We start from the raw sequence: 17,266 nt of genomic DNA on the forward strand, positions 1-17,266 counted from the left end.
CCTGGTTTCGGGTCTGCGACCTCGTACTATTTCGCCCTCTTCAGACTCGCTTTCGCTGCGGCTCCGCCTTTCGGCTTAACCTTGCACGAAATCGCAACTCGCCGGTTCATTCTACAAAAGGCACGCCATCACCCATCCCGGGTCCCCGCAAAAGCCTGCTTTTGTGGGTGGGAACAGGGCTCTGACTACTTGTAGGCACACGGTTTCAGGTTCTCTTTCACTCCCCTCCCGGGGTGCTTTTCACCTTTCCCTCACGGTACTGGTTCACTATCGGTCACTAGGGAGTATTTAGCCTTGGGAGATGGTCCTCCCTGCTTCCGACGGGATTTCACGTGTCCCGCCGTACTCAGGATCCACTCGGGAGGGAACGGAGTTTCGACTACAGGGTTGTTACCTTCTCTGACGGGCCTTTCCAGACCTCTTCGTCTACCCCGTTCCTTTGTCACTCCTTAATCGAGTGTCCTACAACCCCAAGAGGCACGCCTCTTGGTTTGGGCTGTTCCCGTTTCGCTCGCCGCTACTCAGGGAATCGCTGTTGCTTTCTCTTCCTCCGGGTACTTAGATGTTTCAGTTCCCCGGGTTGCCCTCCATACCCTATGGATTCAGGTATGGATACTGCCCCATTACGGACAGTGGGTTCCCCCATTCGGACATCTCCGGATCGACGCTTACTTACAGCTCCCCGAAGCATTTCGGTGTTTGTCCCGTCCTTCATCGGCTCCTAGTGCCAAGGCATCCACCGTGCGCCCTTTCTAACTTAACCGTTTCTTCCTAACATGAGCGATCTATTCGTGAATGTCTTTCCGTTATCCAGTTTTCAAAGAACAATCAAGAAGGATATGATCCTTCAAAACTAAACAAAACGGAAAAGCGCACCCTATTTCAATGTATATATCCTTAGAAAGGAGGTGATCCAGCCGCACCTTCCGATACGGCTACCTTGTTACGACTTCACCCCAATCATTTGTCCCACCTTCGGCGGCTGGCTCCCGTAAGGGTTACCCCACCGACTTCGGGTGTTACAAACTCTCGTGGTGTGACGGGCGGTGTGTACAAGACCCGGGAACGTATTCACCGCGGCATGCTGATCCGCGATTACTAGCGATTCCGGCTTCATGCAGGCGAGTTGCAGCCTGCAATCCGAACTGAGAGTGGTTTTTTGGGATTCGCTCCACCTCGCGGTTTCGCTGCCCTTTGTACCACCCATTGTAGCACGTGTGTAGCCCAGGTCATAAGGGGCATGATGATTTGACGTCATCCCCACCTTCCTCCGACTTTTAGCCGGCAGTCACCTTAGAGTGCCCAACTGAATGCTGGCAACTAAGGTCAAGGGTTGCGCTCGTTGCGGGACTTAACCCAACATCTCACGACACGAGCTGACGACAACCATGCACCACCTGTCACCCTGTCCCCGAAAGGGGAACGCCCTATCTCTAGGGTTGTCAGGGGATGTCAAGACCTGGTAAGGTTCTTCGCGTTGCTTCGAATTAAACCACATGCTCCACCGCTTGTGCGGGTCCCCGTCAATTCCTTTGAGTTTCAGCCTTGCGGCCGTACTCCCCAGGCGGAGTGCTTAATGCGTTTGCTGCAGCACTAAAGGGTGGATACCCTCTAACACTTAGCACTCATCGTTTACGGCGTGGACTACCAGGGTATCTAATCCTGTTCGCTCCCCACGCTTTCGCGCCTCAGCGTCAGTTACAGGCCAGAGAGCCGCCTTCGCCACTGGTGTTCCTCCACATCTCTACGCATTTCACCGCTACACGTGGAATTCCGCTCCCCTCTCCTGCACTCAAGTTCCCCAGTTTCCAATGGCCGCTCGCGGTTGAGCCGCGAGATTTCACATCAGACTTAAGGAACCGCCTGCGCGCGCTTTACGCCCAATAATTCCGGACAACGCTTGCCACCTACGTATTACCGCGGCTGCTGGCACGTAGTTAGCCGTGGCTTCCTCGTCAGGTACCGTCAAGGTACCGCCCTGTTCGAACGGCACTTGTTCTTCCCTGACAACAGAGCTTTACGATCCGAAGACCTTCTTCGCTCACGCGGCGTTGCTCCGTCAGACTTTCGTCCATTGCGGAAGATTCCCTACTGCTGCCTCCCGTAGGAGTCTGGGCCGTGTCTCAGTCCCAGTGTGGCCGGTCACCCTCTCAGGTCGGCTACGCATCGTCGCCTTGGTGAGCCGTTACCTCACCAACTAGCTAATGCGCCGCGGGCCCATCCTGCAGTGACAGCTAAAAGCCGCCTTTCAACCGAAAACCATGCGGTTTTCGGTGTTATCCGGTATTAGCTCCGGTTTCCCGAAGTTATCCCAGTCTGCAGGGCAGGTTGCCCACGTGTTACTCACCCGTCCGCCGCTAACCTAAAGGAGCAAGCTCCCTTCGGTCCGCTCGACTTGCATGTATTAGGCACGCCGCCAGCGTTCGTCCTGAGCCAGGATCAAACTCTCCAAAAAAAGTTTATCACCAAATGCTCTTGTCAGAATCAACAGGCACGCTTTTCGTTTTGTTCAGTTTTCAAAGATCATTTCCGATCAGGTTTTTTATTCTAGCAGATAAATGAAGTTATGTCAACAATCGGAATAAAATTTTTAAACTTACATTTATAGATTATTTTGCTGTTTCGAAGATTATTCATCTTTTCAACAGCGACGCTTTATAATATATCATCATAAAATTTTAGTGTCAACACTTTTTTAAAAAAATATCAATAAAAACTGCCAACGCCTGTTCCCTTTGATTCTAAACAACTGCATCCGCTCGATTAAATATTCCAGCAGCACACTTAATCCGCAAAATACAGTCTGACTTTAAGATGTTCAAATAACTCGGAAAAACATTTTTTTGAGCCGCACAGAAATCAGCTTTTGAACGGATTAAACAGCCAAACGCAGTATAAAAATAATTTGAAACGTTTTTATACTGCCCTTTATCATATTCAATTAATTTAATTATTTATACAGCTTGGTTTACTTGAGCACATATAGCAGCCAGAAACCGATCACTTCCGGTCTTTACAAGTGATGCAGTGCAGCAACAATATGATTATATGCTTCAAAGATATCGTTTTGCATCAACAATGCTTTTCCTTTAGCCAACACTGTCTAATTAATTTTGCAAATTCAACTGAATTTTTCCACTTTCTCTCTTCTGGTTGAGTTCCTGATTATCTTCGACGATGGTAACTTTTCCGCCCCGAAATGGTAATGTATTTTAACGCTCGATTCAGATCGGAAAGATACTCGTTCCAGTCAAACAATATTTTTCCATTATTTAAACATCAGTCGATAATTCTCCGGCTACTGCCTAAAAAATTTGTTGCTATATTGAGTGCTGCCTTTTCATTAAGTAATCCATAATATTTTATAATCAAAGGTTTATCGGAGGTTTGTATAAACAACAACAGCAAAGCAAAGGCCAAATAATCGGATTGCAGAGAAGCAGCATTCTTTTTCTATTAAATAATACAGCTAATGTATCTGGATGGCGAGTCCTTTCTTTAAGTGTATATAGATTCTCTGCAAATCATTTATTCATCCGCTGTCTGAATAAAACACATTAAACAAAAGCTTCTATAAATAAAAAACGAAATACAGTTAGCAATTGGCCGTTCTGTGACGAAAAAAAAGTGAAAATATGCTATAGTAGTGTTCAGGAGGTTTGTACAATGGCTAAAAAATATACAAGCAAAATAAATAAAATCCGCACTTTTGCCTTAAGTTTAGTATTTGTTGGTTTTATCATTATGTACATAGGCATCTTTTTCAGAGAACATGTATGGGTCATGACCATTTTCATGCTGCTTGGTTTATTATCCATCATCGGAAGTACTGTCGTCTATTTCTGGATCGGGATGCTATCGACGAGAGCTGTTCAAGTTGTATGTCCTTCATGCGGGAAAGTGACAAAAATGCTCGGTCGTGTGGATATGTGCATGTATTGCAGAGAGCCTTTGACTCTTGATAAAGAGCTTGAAGGCAAAGAATTCGACGAAAAGTACAATCGCAAAACAAGGAAAAGAGAAAGCTGATAGTTTGTTTTCCTACCAGCTTTCTCAGTGCATATTTTTTTCTTTTTGCTGACACGCAGGGCATTTCCCGTATATTTCCATTCGGTGGTGGCTAACTTTAAAGTTCGTTACATGCTCTGCAAGATCCTCCACCTCGTCTAAACCTGGATAATGGAAATCAACGATTTTTCCGCATTCCTCGCAAATGACATGATAATGCTCCGTTGTCACAAAATCGAATCGACTAGATGCATCGCCATACGTTAATTCTTTTACCAGTCCAACTTCACGAAATACCCGAAGGTTGTTATAAACAGTTGCAACACTCATGTTTGGAAACTTACCTTCTAACGCTTTATATATATCATCAGCAGTTGGATGATTCATTGAATTAACTAAATACTCCAAAATCGCATGACGCTGCGGAGTGATGCGGACTCCCGTTTGTTTTAAAATTTCAAGAGCTTCCTTTAACGTATTGTCTGACATCGCCATGCACCTCATTTCTCAAAAAACATTCTTATTTTGTATCATTATTACTTTATAATATTTATAATTAGTGTACATTGATTATAAGACTTTTGTCAATGGGAGCGTTTAATTTAGTAGAACATTTTATCTATCCATTGAAAAAATGCACCAATTTAAGAAAAAGATTTTCGCTTTTGCACGGGAAAAAGCGGGCACAAATGCCCGCCTTGACAACATAGGGTGAACAGAGCAAATCATTTGCTGTCATTCTTCTCTATTTTGAATAAATGTGAGAGCTTCTTCAACATGTCCTTTCACTTTTACTTTTCGCCATTCTTTCACTAATATTCCTTGTTTGTCTATAATAAAAGTAGATCGTTCGATTCCCATGTATTCTTTTCCAAAGTTTTTCTTTAATTTCCATACTCCGTATTGTTCCGCAACTTTATGATCTTCATCAACGAGAAGCAAAAAAGGGAGCCCGTGCTTCTCTTTAAATTTTTGATGTCGTTCCTGCGGATCAGGGCTTACTCCTAAAATGACGGCATCAAGCTCTTGAAAGCTCTCATATTTATCGCGAAAATCGCACGCTTCCGTTGTGCATCCCGGAGTCATATCTTTCGGGTAAAAATACAGCACTACATATTTTCCTTTAAAATCAGAAAGTTTTACTTTTTCTCCAGTATCAGCAGTCAGCTCAAAATCTGGTGCAGGCTTTCCCACTTCAGCTGCCATATCTAATCCCTCCAGTTGTTCATTTTATCTTCAGCGTACCGAATTTCGCTTCATGTTACAACTATTGTTTCTTCTCAATATCAATCATTGTTTTGGCAACAACAACCGTAGGCAATATGTAGCCAATCATCGCCTGTACAATTGCAATCCACCTTCCAATGCCGAAAGGAGTGATATCCCCATAGCCTACAGAAAACAGCGTAACTGCACTAAAGTATAAGCAGGTGGTTAAATTTTCTAAATACGTCCCATAAAGAGGCCGCCCAGATTCAGCTAAAATCGGAAAGCCGTATTGAGTTAAAATTAAATAAATCACACCAAATCCTAACAAAAAAGAGGCATATACTAAAGCAATTAAATATACAGTTTCAAACGTAAGGAACGTACCTCTTTTCACAGCAGAAAACATCGTTCGAATGCTCATAACCAAACAGAACATTATCCCTGTTCCTACGACAATCGCCATAATTTCCCCCGAAAATTATTGTTTGTACATGTTATTCAGCCTTATTGAATTTTATCACTAGCTAAAGGAAACTTGTTCGTCAACCAAACCGATGTCAACAACCTTTGAATTTTATCGCTTAACGAAAGGAAACTATGATCAGCTTCCTGCCCCTCGATATCGCTTCACTCCAATATTCCAAATAATAACCGACAAAATAAAAAACAGAAGGCCTATCACAGGAGTTAAAAAAGCGTAAATATACCAATCCGTTTTTCGTAAAAAATAGGAAGCCGGATAAACTCCCACAAAGGCAAACGGCAAAATCCACGTTAAAATAAAACGTATTACATCGTTGTAAATATTTACTGGATAGCGGCCGTAGTTTCCAATGTTATACATCATTGGCATAATCGATGTTTTTGCATCCGACCAAAACCCAATCGATGCAAGCGCAACAAAAATACTGCCGCAGACAAGGGTGCCGCCAAATACAAATAGAATAAAAATAAAAATGTCATACCAATGAAAAGTAAGATTCAGCCGGGCTGCTGCATACCCCATGACAACAAGCCCTGTAATAACGCCAAAAAGCGATTCAAGCTCCATTCTCTCCAATATCACCTGAAACAAACTGTGGATCGGTCTCGTTAAAATGCGATCCATTTCACCGTTTACAATATATCGTTCATTAAAATCCCAAATGTTAAAAAAGGTGCTGAATAAAGCATAAGGAACTAAGAAAAAGCCATAAATGAAAATAATTTCATCTCTTTGCCAGCCGCCAAGCGATTCTGTATGTCCAAATACGACGAGAATGAAAACTAAATTTACTGCCTGAAACAATAGATCAGACAATATCTCTACAATCATATCCGCTCTGTATTCCATCCTTGTTTTTAAATATTGAGCGATATATTGAAAAAACATTGACACATAAAACATCTTTTCACCCCCCTTGAATAATCATTTTTCTTTTCGCAACCGCCCACATAGCACAAATTGGAATGATCAATAAAATGGACCAAAACAATTGAAAAAGAATAGCGTCTGTAATTTCAGCCTCTTGGAATCCTTTTGTAAAGATCATGCTTGGAATATAACTGATTGCTTGAAAAGGCAAATATTCCATTATTTCTTGAGCCCAAACTGGGTAGAAGCTAATGGGGAGCAGCAGTCCGGAAAACAAGTCAATGATGACGCGTTTCGCTCTCATTAGTCCGTCGTTGTTAAATAAGAAAAAAGCTGAGATTCCTGTCAATAAATTAATTTCTGTATTAATAACAAAACTAAAAAATATGGAAATGGCAAAAAAACACCACGCCTGCCAATCAAGCGGCAATTCGAGCGGAAAAATAAAGCTTACAATCACCATTCCAGGCATGGAAAAAAAGAAAAGGCGAAAAACGCCTTCTCCAAACGCCTGCATCGTTTTCATGCCAAGATAATTGTAGGGACGAATCAGCTCCACTGCCACTTTTCCTTCTCTAATTTCCATTGCGATTTCCCTGTCGATGTTGTTAAAATAAAATGCTCTTGCCATCCATGAAATTGCCACGTATGTCACCATTTGCGCTGCATCTAAACCTTGAATGCTTTCTTTTCCCCCATAAATGGCTGTCCATAAAAAGTAGTAAGCACCGATATTAATGCTGTATATGAGAATTCCAGAATAATAGTTTGTCCTGTAAGCGAGCATCATTAAAAAACGGATGCGGATCATTTCCAAATATTTAGACATTCATGATCACCTTTTCTAAGTTACTGTTCGCATCACCTTTTTCATAAATGTTGCGTATAATCTCCTCCGTTGATATTTCTTTAATGCTTAGATCCACGATAGTTTGAGCCTTCATGACGCGGCTAATGATTTCCGGCATTTCCTCATGATTCGCAATTTGCGCGATCCAAACATTGCTTTTATCTCCCTTCATCCATTGCACGTGAAAACCACTCGTTAATTGCAATAAAAGGGATTCATCAACAGAAGAGGCAAATTGAAATTCAATTTGCTTCCCTTTTCCCCAATTCCCGCGCAAATGGTCCAAAGAGCCGTCATATATAATTTTTCCTTCATCAAGCATTATGACGCGTTCACACAATGCTTCTATATCCGCAATATCATGTGTCGTCAGCAAAATAGTTGTTTTGTATTTTGCATTTATCTCTTTCAAAAATTCACGAATTTTCAGCTTGACTAAAACGTCCAAGCCGATCGTCGGCTCATCCAAAAATAAAAGAGGAGGATTATGAATTAATGCTGCGGCAAGCTCGCATCTCATCCGCTGCCCTAATGACAGCTTTCGCACCGGCTTATCTAACAAAGGGCCGATATCCAGCGTTTTAATGACATGATCCATATGTTCGTTATAATCTTGATCGGACACTTTATATACCTTTTTTAAAAGCCTGAATGACTCTTGAACAGCAATATCCCACCAAAGCTGTGAACGCTGTCCGAATACAACACCGATTGTCCGGACAAACTTTTCCCGTTCCTTATGAGGATTCATATTGTTCACCAAGACCTTCCCTGATGTCGGTGTTAAAATCCCTGTTAGCATTTTGATCGTTGTCGATTTTCCTGCGCCGTTTTCACCTATATAACCCACCATTTCTCCCTGTTTCACTGTAAAGGAAATATCATTAACAGCTCTGTTGATTTTATAGTTTCTAGTGAATAAATCGCGAAAAGCCCCCTTTAATCCAGAGCGGCTTGAATAGCTCTTAAATTCTTTGCGCAAATTCTCTACTTCAATGACATTCATAGCTGTAACCTCCATCGATCAATCACAAACATTAGTTTACTCGAATTATTTGAAATTAACAATTTGCATGCACCTTTTTTCTTTTTTATGAAAAGTGCTAGAATAAACGAGGATGCTTGAATATTTTTGGCTGTACAGTTAAGTAAAAAAGAAGGTGAAACAATGAATTTTACAAAATCAGAACAGCTGCATAAAGAAGCGCTCGAACATATTGTAGGAGGGGTAAATAGCCCGTCCCGTTCTTATAAAGCTGTCGGCGGAGGAGCACCTGTTGTAATGGAGCGGGCGCAGGGCGCCTATTTTTGGGATGTTGATGGCAACAAATATATCGATTACTTAGCAGCATATGGCCCGATCATCACCGGCCATGCACACCCTCATATTACAAAAGCAATCAAGCACGCTGCCGAGACAGGCGTCCTATATGGAACACCGACGCCTCATGAAATCAAATTTGCAAAAATGTTAAAAGAAGCTATCCCTTCTCTAGAAAAGGTCCGCTTCGTCAATTCTGGAACAGAAGCAGTAATGACAACAATTCGAGTTGCCCGTGCATACACAGGAAGGGATAAAATCATTAAATTTGCCGGGTGCTACCATGGACATTCCGATTTGGTGCTTGTCGCAGCAGGATCAGGTCCATCTACCCTTGGAACGCCTGATTCCGCAGGGGTACCAAAAAGCATTGCTCAAGAAGTTATCACTGTACCTTTTAATGATGTGGAGGCGTTTGAACAAGCTATTCATAGATGGGGAAATGAAGTTGCAGCCGTTTTAGTTGAACCAATTGTCGGAAACTTTGGTATTGTGGAACCTAAGGAAGGATTTTTAGAAACAGTCAAACAGCTTACTCACAAAGCAGGCGCGCTGCTTATTTTTGACGAAGTTATTACAGCGTTTCGATTTATGTACGGCGGTGCCCAAAATCTGCTTCATGTAGAGCCTGATTTAACCGCACTTGGAAAAATTATCGGCGGAGGCCTTCCGATCGGAGCTTACGGCGGCCGTAAAGAAATTATGGAGCAGGTGGCGCCATTAGGACCGGCTTATCAGGCAGGGACGATGGCAGGAAACCCTGCATCGATTTTAGCAGGAATTGCTTGTTTGGAAGTGCTGAGCGAAGAAGGAGTTTATGACTATCTTGATAAGCTCGGCAGGATGCTTGAAGAAGGCATTTTAAACGCTGGAAGATCATATAATATACCGATCACCATCAACCGTTTAAAAGGTGCATTAACAGTATATTTTACACGCGAAAAGGTGACGAATTATGAGCAAGCCGAAAAAACAGACGGAGAAATGTTTGCTAAATTTTTTAAACTGATGCTTCATCAAGGCATTAATTTGGCGCCGTCTAAATATGAGGCCTGGTTTATTACAATCGCTCATACAGAAGAGGACATTAAAAAAACCATTTCGGCAGTCGAACAATCGTTTAAACAGCTTTCACATGACAAAAAATGAGTCTTACTAAAGCGCCTACTGCACAAGCAGGCAGAATGAAAAAGTAAATCTTTAAGCAGCCTGAGCCCGATATTTATGGACTCAGGTTGTTTATTTCTTTTGGAAACGATGGAGGTGATGTAAAACTGCCGCCTCTTCAGTTGTACGAAAAAAGTGCAAAAGTTCGCTCGATCACAACGTAACTATTTGGTCTGTCTATATTAAAGGATCATATCATATTACAAGAGTGTTAATTTTTTCCTTTATCTTAAAATAACCTTGAATATTCGTGTTAAACAATGTATAGTCTGAATAGCTTACAACCTTTTTGATGAAAGGAAGGAAAAATTTTTATTCAACATGAAACTTGGAGCCCGTATCTTAAAAACAGGTATTGCAATTACACTGGCATTAATGCTGGCAGAGATGCTTCATTTTCCATCTCCAGCATTTGCAGGGATTGCAGCTATCTTTGCGATACAGCCGTCAATATATAGATCATATTTAACCGTCATTGAACAAGTTCAGGCAAATATAATCGGCGCTGTTGTCGCAGTTTTATTCGGGATTTCTTTCGGAACAAACCCGTTTATTATTGGTCTTACAGCAGTGATTACCATTGCTATTTGTTTAAAATTAAAGATTGAAAACACAATTGCAATTGCTTTAGTAACGGTTATTGCGATACTTGAAACAACAGGTGACGATTTTGTACAGTTTGCTACCATACGGTTTTTAACGATTTTACTTGGGGTTTTATCAGCTTTTTTTGTTAATTTGATATTTATGCCGCCAAAATACGAAACAAAGCTTTACCATAAAATCACCGAAATTTCCCATGAGATTATGAAATGGATTCGGATCAATATTCGAAATAAATCTGAGTTTGCCCCTCTTAAAGAGGAAATAGACAAAATCAAAGATCAGCTGATAAAACTTGATCATTTATTTTTACTTTACAAAGAAGAGCGAACTTATTCTAAAGCGAAGGTATTGCCAAAATCAAGAAAACTTGTCCTGTATAGACAGATGATTATCACAACGAACAGGGCATTTTACACATTGCGCCAAATTCACTGCTTGGAAAACGAACTTCGGCAAATACCTAGAAAGCTCCATGAAATGCTTATATCAGAGCTTGACTTTTTATTAATTTTGCATGAGCAGGCGCTGTTAAAAATAACAAAAAAAATTAAAAACAATCACGATGAAGACCTGCTTCCTTATGACAAATTTAATCGAAAAGAATTCATTCAAGCGTTTTTGAAATTTGAAAAAGAAGCGGAAGATTCCGATTCGTTTTACCAAATACTATCTTTAGTCTCCGCCATCGTTGATTATCACGATCAATTGGAGCATTTAGATACATTGATTAACAGCTTTCAACATTTCCATAAAAAAGAAAATAAAATTCATGTGGAGGATGAAGAGTAAACAAGTTCATCTCCGTGTCTTACAGCCTTCAGAAGGCGATGAAAAAAGCAAAAAATTGTAAAAGACTACAGAATTTCATTCATAAATTCTGTAGTCTTTCATCTTTTTTAAGACAATCATTTCATTTATTTGAGAAGCTGAATGACCTCTCTTCTCTCAGAAAAGTATCGGGAGCTTTTCTGCCTTGGAAATAAATCTTATTTCATTTTTATCCTCTGCAAATGATAACTGGAATTTCATGGACGCAGCTTTGCAGATAAAGGCTGCGTTTTAATTTGTCTTCAAGATCATCCAACTGCTCCCCGCCGAAATGCTGTTTCCAAACCGCTTCATCTTGTTAAATTGAAATCGTCTGTATCATCCAAGCGCAGGCAAGTTTTATATCATTTGGAACAGCTGTATTTTCTCAGCTTTCCAACTCAAAGCTTTGTTGGATGTTATCACAAGGAGGCTCCTTTAGAATCACGGTCAGCTTTTTGAGCTCAAAGCTCTCAGACAGTCTCGACCTGCGTTTCACTTCTACTAATAAAATAGGAGCTGTCTAATAAGTCGTTTTTTCGGCTTATAGACGCCCCCTTTAATGTTTTAGAAACGTTGATATATCGATGTCTATGATTTTTTTGTTTTTCAATGGGGATTTGACTTTATGGACAGCCCCTAATCTAAAAATGTGCTAAGCATTGCTTTAATCTCCGCTAGAAAACTTATTTATATTCGTTTCGACCGCTTTATTGTTTAAGGAATGGTATTCATTCAATATTTCACATTGTCTTAAGTTTAATTCAAAAACTGTCAGCGGATCATAATAAATCTCTGGGTTTGTTTTCAAGCTGTCCAATTGTTGTTGATCTGTCCAAATTTGCTGCTCTCCTTCTTGCACAATTTGTTCAAGGTTGTGAACAGGTTCACGGAAAAACATTTTCACATCTCGTTCAATTCCTTTTTCAAATAAGTCGAATTGAGCAAAAAATTTTCGGATCATCGATTGAATCGCATCATCGAATGTTTCAGTTTCAATGTATTTTTTGTATTGCTGTGCGATAAACAGCTTGTTTTTCCCAATGGACGAAAACAGCTTTCCTGCTCCTTTTAATATAACTTGCGCAGGCTTAAAGCGGTTCATAATATTTTCTTCTTCGATGTTCACCACTGTTGTCAGACGATCAATATCCCGCCGCCAATCATCCACTACTTTGAAATCAGACATAAGCTTCACACGGTCATGACCGTACAATGAATTAAACGATTCACACATTTCATCTAAATAGACTTGGCATTGTTTTAGCTCGCTTTCAGCAAATGAAACCCATTCTCCCATTTTTTGCGACATTTTTGGAAGCAGCGTTTCAGCAAAATGCGCCTTCACCTGATCGTTCATTTTTTTGTTCAATTCTATGTGTAAATGGCTGAAATCGCTGTTTTCCGTTATGAATTTCGATGCAGATCGCAAAATAGTCCTTAACTCATCATGAAGATCCTTTTTTATTTCTTCCAATGTGGAGCGGAGTGACTGCCTCAATTCCTTAGCTTTTTCATTTTCCATATCGCCAAGGCTGTGTATTAATCCTTTTAATCGAGACACGATTTCTTTATTTTTTTCGATGCTTTCTTCTAAATGCTGCTCTAATTCCATCCGTTTGCTATAAGCATATTTAATAGCTTTTTTCAAGAAAAACAACAGCTTATCCGTTTTGTTATCTTGATGAAACGGAAAACGTGAATGAATAAATTCAGCGAAGGACTGTTTCCGCTTCTCTCCTTCATTTCTTGAAGGGAATGGGAAAAATTCAGCTTCCGGGAAAAAGTCAAGTATTTGTTCTTTAAAATGATTATGAAGCATGCCGCTATCTTCAAGCAAAAAGTAAATTGGAAGCTCCTTTTTTAAAGCAATCGATGCCAGGCTTTCTACCATTTTCTCAACTGAAGCAGGTTGATGCTCTGGATGGACATATACCAACCCATCAGCCAGTTGTATATATTCCTTTAGCTCCTCTTGATCAACATGCTCTATGTCAGGTACTTCTATTAAACTTAGCTTATGATCGTTTAACAAATCATTAGGCGCACATACCGCAACAATTGTTCCATCTTCACGAACTGCCGCATCTTCTTCAGCGAATACATCTGTTATGCTTTCATTATTTATTTGCTTTATGTCTGTCCGGTCTTCATGGCAGTAAATTGTAATTTTTGATGAAGGAATGCTTGGAAGAGAATGGCCAAGCAGCGATCGGGCAAAACCGCTTTCTCCAACAATGAGCAAATAATGTTCGTTTTGTTCAAAAATCTTTTTTAATATCCAATGATATTTCTGCCCAAGATTTACTTGATTTATTTCCGCCCAATCGGCCAGCTTCGCAAATAGCCGTTTTTTGGCTTCATGACCATCAGCACGATCATGACTACCTGATGCCAAAACGTGCTCCGCTTCTTCTATCACTTTCTCATCTAAGCTTGAACGGTAAATTTCACTCCATGCAACGACAGCTGCTGCAGCGGTCGATAGTTGTTTTCCTGTCGATAGTTTCAGCCAATTGGCTAAAATGTCCGGCATAATATCTTGAAGCTCTTTTAGTAAATATGATCCGCCAAGAAGCTTATTATAGGATTCTTCATAAAAGCGCGATATTTCATCCCAATGCTGAAATTCGTCCACTTTCACATTGAAAATTAGATTGTTTATCGTTTTTAACCATGGAATAAAATATTTTTGATCGTGTTTATAGCATCGCCACAGCGAAACAGCAAGCTTCTCGAATTGCTCTACGTCGGTTCTGTATAAAACCGTTAATGCTTTAAAGAAATAATCCGGCTCTTTTTCTTTGACAAAACCTTGTTCAACATAATTGATCAAACGCTGAAACCATTCCGCTTTTTCAGTCCGAATTAATTCTTCAACCGTAAGATGGACAGCTTTGTCCCAATCTTCCTGTTCTTCATAAAATTGAATAGCGATGGTGGATGCTTGACCATGGTCAGGGTTGATCGATACCGCATCACGAATCGCCTCATACGCCTTTTCTTTTTCTCCTTGAAGACGGTGAAGCGAAAACAGCTTTAGCGATGCTTCTGCTTTAAGAACTTTTGAATCCGTTTCAATGGAACGGTACATTTCTTCCGCAGATGAAAATAATCCTAATTCAAAATATGCATCTCCGATATTTTTTCTCGCCCATGGCGCCAGCTCATTCTCTATATTTTCCCATTTAAAAATCGCCGCTTCATAATCTTTGTGGTGGAAATATACTTCTCCTTGAGCATAGCGTACATAAGACAGATCATATGCGACCTTTTTTTGTTCTTCTTGAAAAAGCTCCCCAAGCAGTTGGATCGGATGTTTCGTTTCATTTTCTTTTAATAATGTTTGATAAAAGTTTTTTTCAATTAACTGCTTTTCCGCCGCCATGACAACCTCCGTTCTTATACGAATTTAGTCTTTTCTTTTATTCTACCAAAATCGTTTTTTCAAAAGGGATTGAATCAAAAATTTATGAAAAACTTGACTGGCAAAAGTCTTGCTAAAATTAAAGTATATTATGGATTTCAAAGCAAATGACTAATTACCCATTTTACTGCGGTATTTTTTACCATTCACCCAATTGCTGAATTTGAAATAGTTTATAGTAATGTCCGCGCTTTTTCATTAGTTCTTCATGAGTTCCGGTTTCAACAATTTTCCCGTTTTCAATTAGTACAATTTTATCTGCATGAGTAATTGTAGACAGACGATGGGCAACAATTAAGGTCGTACGGTTTTTTGCCAGTTTATCAAGGGCTTCTTGGATAAATTGTTCACTTTCTAAATCCAAAGCAGACGTAGCTTCATCCAAAATGAAAATCGGCGGATTTTTTAAAAATACTCGGGCAATTGCAATTCGCTGTTTTTGACCGCCGGATAACTTCACGCCTCTTTCGCCCACTTTCGTATCATAGCCATCAGGCAAACTCATAATAAACTCGTGAGCGTTAGCTGCTTTGGCCGCTTTTATGACCTCTTCATCCGTTGCATTTGGTTTGCCAATTAAAATATTCGTTTTTATCGATTCACTGAATAAAAAAGGATCCTGCAAAACTATGCCGATCTGCTCCCTGACGCTTTGCACTTTATAATCTCTAACGTCAATGCCGTCCAACAAAATTTTTCCTTCCGTTACATCCCAAAACCTCGGAACAAGACTCACAAGGGTGGATTTTCCCCCTCCGCTCATCCCGACAAAAGCGACCGTCTCCCCTTTTTGAATCGTTAAATGAATATCCTTTAGTACAAATTCTTCGTTGTCATGATAGCGAAAGGATACTTTGTCAAAAATAATTTCCCCCGAAAGTTTGTCTGCTGTTATTGCATCCTGTTTATCAACAATATCGTAAGGTTCGTCAAGAAACTCAAATACTCTGTCCATTGAAGCGAAAGCCTGTGTTAAGGTAGTTGATGAATTGATCAAACGGCGAAGAGGATTGTACAACCGATCAATATAGGCTGTAAAGGCAACCATCGTCCCGATCGTTAAATTCCCTTGTATCACTTCATAAGCCCCGTAAAAAATGACGAAAAGAGGCGCTAGGTCAGTAACGGTGTTAACAACAGCAAACGTTTTTGCGTTCCATTTTGTATGATCAATCGCCCTTTCAAGAAAATTGCGATTTTCACGATCAAATTCTTTTTGTTCATGCTCTTCATTCGCAAAGCTTTGAATGACAGCCATTCCGCTGACCCTCTCATGCAAATGCCCCTGCACCTCTGCCAGCGCCTGCGACCTAACTCTTGTCAAATGACGAAGCCTGCCGTAAAAATATTTAACTGACAATCCGTATATAGGAAGCAACATAATCGATACAATGGTCAACGTGACATCCATCGTAAACATAATCCCAATGGCAAATATAATAGTAAAAAGGTCAAGCCATAGATTCATAAGGCCCGTAATAACAAACGTCTTTGTTTGTTCAACATCATTAATCACCCGCGAAATAATTTCTCCCGCACGATTGTTTGAATAATATCTTAAGCTCAGCCGCTGAAGATGAGTAAACAATTGATCGCGAATGTCATATAAAATTTTGCTTCCCGTCCATTGCGCAAAATATTGCCGATAATACTCGATCGGCGGCCGTATGACGAGGAATATAAACAACATGATGCCCATTAAAAAAAGAAGCATCTCTATCTTTACGTCATTTGATAATGATCCGTTTAAAATATTGTCGACGATATATTTCAATACGAGCGGAATTAACAAAGGAATGCCAAACTTTATAATCCCGATGAAAATCGTTAAAAAAATTTGTTTTTTATATGGTTTTACAAATTGAAAATAGCGTTTAATCGAACCCAACCATTTCTCTCCTTTCAGATCAATCGAGTAGGAGGGAGCGATTAACTCCCGTCCTCTCACACCACCGTACGTACGGTTCCGTATACGGCGGTTCAATTAAGATAATTGACGCAAGTCTTTATAACTTCCGTGAATAGCTGTTCTCTTTATGCCAGTGGTCACTCCACCCTCCAAGAGATCTCCCACGGGATTCACCGCTTCCTCCCTCAAGTGAGGTACTACGTTTTCTGTGTTCATCATGACTCACTGAATGCCAAGGGCTATTCTCTCTTAATTGTTCGGTCCTTCTTAGTTGTTCTAGACCAACTAATACTATGACCTCTGCTGACTTCTGACTGTTCAGCTATCTATCACTAGATAGGTTACCAAGGTTACTTGGCGTGCCAGCCAGACCTCCCCGGGTAAGAGTGTAATCTTTCCTTCCATCCATCTGCTTCATTTACTCTGTATCACCTTCGGCAGAAAGGGCTTTGTTTTGTCATGCAAACTCACCCAGTGATACCTAGCCTCATATGAAGTTCGTGTTCCTCAGACCGGAAGTTTGCCGCTCGCTTCCTTCAGATTCCGCGTCACCACGGACACCCTTGCGTTAAGCTAACTGCTACTTCTGCCTTCGCAGCTCGGGACTT

11 protein-coding genes and 2 rRNA genes (1 of these 13 only partly in view) are annotated in these 17,266 nt (G+C 40.5%); 3 read left to right on the forward strand and 10 right to left on the reverse strand.

The annotated features are described in order from the left end of the window. Window positions 1-763 (reverse strand): 23S ribosomal RNA (locus tag NSR00_RS09615) (it extends 2,207 nt beyond the left edge of the window). A gap of 138 nt (window positions 764-901) precedes the next feature. Beyond that, a 16S ribosomal RNA gene (locus NSR00_RS09620) occupies window positions 902-2,455 on the reverse strand. Together the 16S and 23S rRNA genes form the textbook arrangement of a ribosomal RNA operon. Window positions 2,456-3,666: 1,211 nt before the next feature. Between NSR00_RS09620 and NSR00_RS09625 the strand changes: the two genes are divergently transcribed. Next, complete coding sequence (locus NSR00_RS09625; protein WP_311066455.1) at window positions 3,667-4,029, forward strand: YgzB family protein; 363 nt, start codon at window positions 3,667-3,669, stop codon at window positions 4,027-4,029. Between the two features lie 24 nt (window positions 4,030-4,053). On the opposite strand, the gene perR is transcribed toward NSR00_RS09625, so the two are convergent. The 6 genes from perR to NSR00_RS09655 form a co-directional block, all read right to left on the reverse strand. Beyond that, window positions 4,054-4,497, reverse strand: a complete 444-nt coding sequence (gene perR / locus NSR00_RS09630) for a peroxide-responsive transcriptional repressor PerR (protein WP_186439264.1) — start codon at window positions 4,495-4,497, stop codon at window positions 4,054-4,056. A gap of 246 nt (window positions 4,498-4,743) precedes the next feature. Next, on the reverse strand, window positions 4,744-5,214 hold the full coding sequence (gene bcp, locus NSR00_RS09635) for a thioredoxin-dependent thiol peroxidase (protein ID WP_063386251.1): 471 nt from the start codon (window positions 5,212-5,214) through the stop codon (window positions 4,744-4,746). A 61-nt stretch (window positions 5,215-5,275) separates the two neighbouring features. After that, window positions 5,276-5,680, reverse strand: coding sequence for an ion channel (locus NSR00_RS09640; protein WP_063386252.1), 405 nt, complete (start codon window positions 5,678-5,680; stop codon window positions 5,276-5,278). Between the two features lie 138 nt (window positions 5,681-5,818). Then, window positions 5,819-6,604 carry an ABC transporter permease gene (locus tag NSR00_RS09645; RefSeq protein ID WP_063386253.1) on the reverse strand — a complete coding sequence of 262 codons (786 nt, stop codon included), beginning with the start codon at window positions 6,602-6,604 and terminating at the stop codon, window positions 5,819-5,821. A 4-nt stretch (window positions 6,605-6,608) separates the two neighbouring features. Beyond that, a complete protein-coding gene (locus NSR00_RS09650; protein WP_144598203.1) occupies window positions 6,609-7,400 on the reverse strand; it encodes an ABC transporter permease in 792 nt (263 codons plus the stop codon). Beyond that, on the reverse strand, window positions 7,393-8,427 hold the full coding sequence (locus NSR00_RS09655) for an ABC transporter ATP-binding protein (protein WP_063386255.1): 1,035 nt from the start codon (window positions 8,425-8,427) through the stop codon (window positions 7,393-7,395). The genes NSR00_RS09650 and NSR00_RS09655 overlap by 8 nt, the downstream gene beginning before the upstream one ends. Before the next feature lie 162 nt (window positions 8,428-8,589). Between NSR00_RS09655 and NSR00_RS09660 the strand changes: the two genes are divergently transcribed. After that, window positions 8,590-9,891 carry a glutamate-1-semialdehyde 2,1-aminomutase gene (locus NSR00_RS09660; protein ID WP_130158649.1) on the forward strand — a complete coding sequence of 434 codons (1,302 nt, stop codon included), beginning with the start codon at window positions 8,590-8,592 and terminating at the stop codon, window positions 9,889-9,891. A 339-nt stretch (window positions 9,892-10,230) separates the two neighbouring features. Next, complete coding sequence (locus tag NSR00_RS09665) at window positions 10,231-11,304, forward strand: FUSC family protein (RefSeq protein WP_066247279.1); 1,074 nt, start codon at window positions 10,231-10,233, stop codon at window positions 11,302-11,304. Between the two features lie 685 nt (window positions 11,305-11,989). Here the strand turns inward: NSR00_RS09665 and NSR00_RS09670 are convergent. Together NSR00_RS09670 and NSR00_RS09675 are read right to left on the reverse strand one after the other, a co-directional pair. Beyond that, complete coding sequence (locus tag NSR00_RS09670; RefSeq protein WP_340788344.1) at window positions 11,990-14,710, reverse strand: tetratricopeptide repeat protein; 2,721 nt, start codon at window positions 14,708-14,710, stop codon at window positions 11,990-11,992. A gap of 178 nt (window positions 14,711-14,888) precedes the next feature. Next, window positions 14,889-16,637: an ABC transporter ATP-binding protein gene (locus NSR00_RS09675; RefSeq protein ID WP_340788346.1), complete on the reverse strand. Its 1,749-nt coding sequence runs from the start codon at window positions 16,635-16,637 to the stop codon at window positions 14,889-14,891. Between the last annotated feature and the right edge of the window lie 629 nt (window positions 16,638-17,266).

Origin of the sequence: Aeribacillus sp. FSL K6-8394 (assembly GCF_038008865.1) — a bacterium.
GTDB lineage: Bacteria > Bacillota > Bacilli > Bacillales > Aeribacillaceae > Aeribacillus > Aeribacillus composti.

Excerpts from the sequence above, each read along its gene's own strand:
- perR (WP_186439264.1), bottom strand. The coding sequence starts at position 4,497 with ATGTCAGACAATACGTTAAAGGAAGCTCTTGAAATTTTAAAACAAACG.
- NSR00_RS09640 (WP_063386252.1), bottom strand. The coding sequence starts at position 5,680 with ATGGCGATTGTCGTAGGAACAGGGATAATGTTCTGTTTGGTTATGAGC.
- NSR00_RS09655 (WP_063386255.1), bottom strand. The coding sequence starts at position 8,427 with ATGAATGTCATTGAAGTAGAGAATTTGCGCAAAGAATTTAAGAGCTAT.
- NSR00_RS09625 (WP_311066455.1), top strand. The coding sequence starts at position 3,667 with ATGGCTAAAAAATATACAAGCAAAATAAATAAAATCCGCACTTTTGCC.
- NSR00_RS09660 (WP_130158649.1), top strand. The coding sequence starts at position 8,590 with ATGAATTTTACAAAATCAGAACAGCTGCATAAAGAAGCGCTCGAACAT.
- NSR00_RS09665 (WP_066247279.1), top strand. The coding sequence starts at position 10,231 with ATGAAACTTGGAGCCCGTATCTTAAAAACAGGTATTGCAATTACACTG.
- NSR00_RS09645 (WP_063386253.1), bottom strand. The coding sequence starts at position 6,604 with ATGTTTTATGTGTCAATGTTTTTTCAATATATCGCTCAATATTTAAAA.
- NSR00_RS09670 (WP_340788344.1), bottom strand. The coding sequence starts at position 14,710 with ATGGCGGCGGAAAAGCAGTTAATTGAAAAAAACTTTTATCAAACATTA.
- bcp (WP_063386251.1), bottom strand. The coding sequence starts at position 5,214 with ATGGCAGCTGAAGTGGGAAAGCCTGCACCAGATTTTGAGCTGACTGCT.
- NSR00_RS09650 (WP_144598203.1), bottom strand. The coding sequence starts at position 7,400 with ATGTCTAAATATTTGGAAATGATCCGCATCCGTTTTTTAATGATGCTC.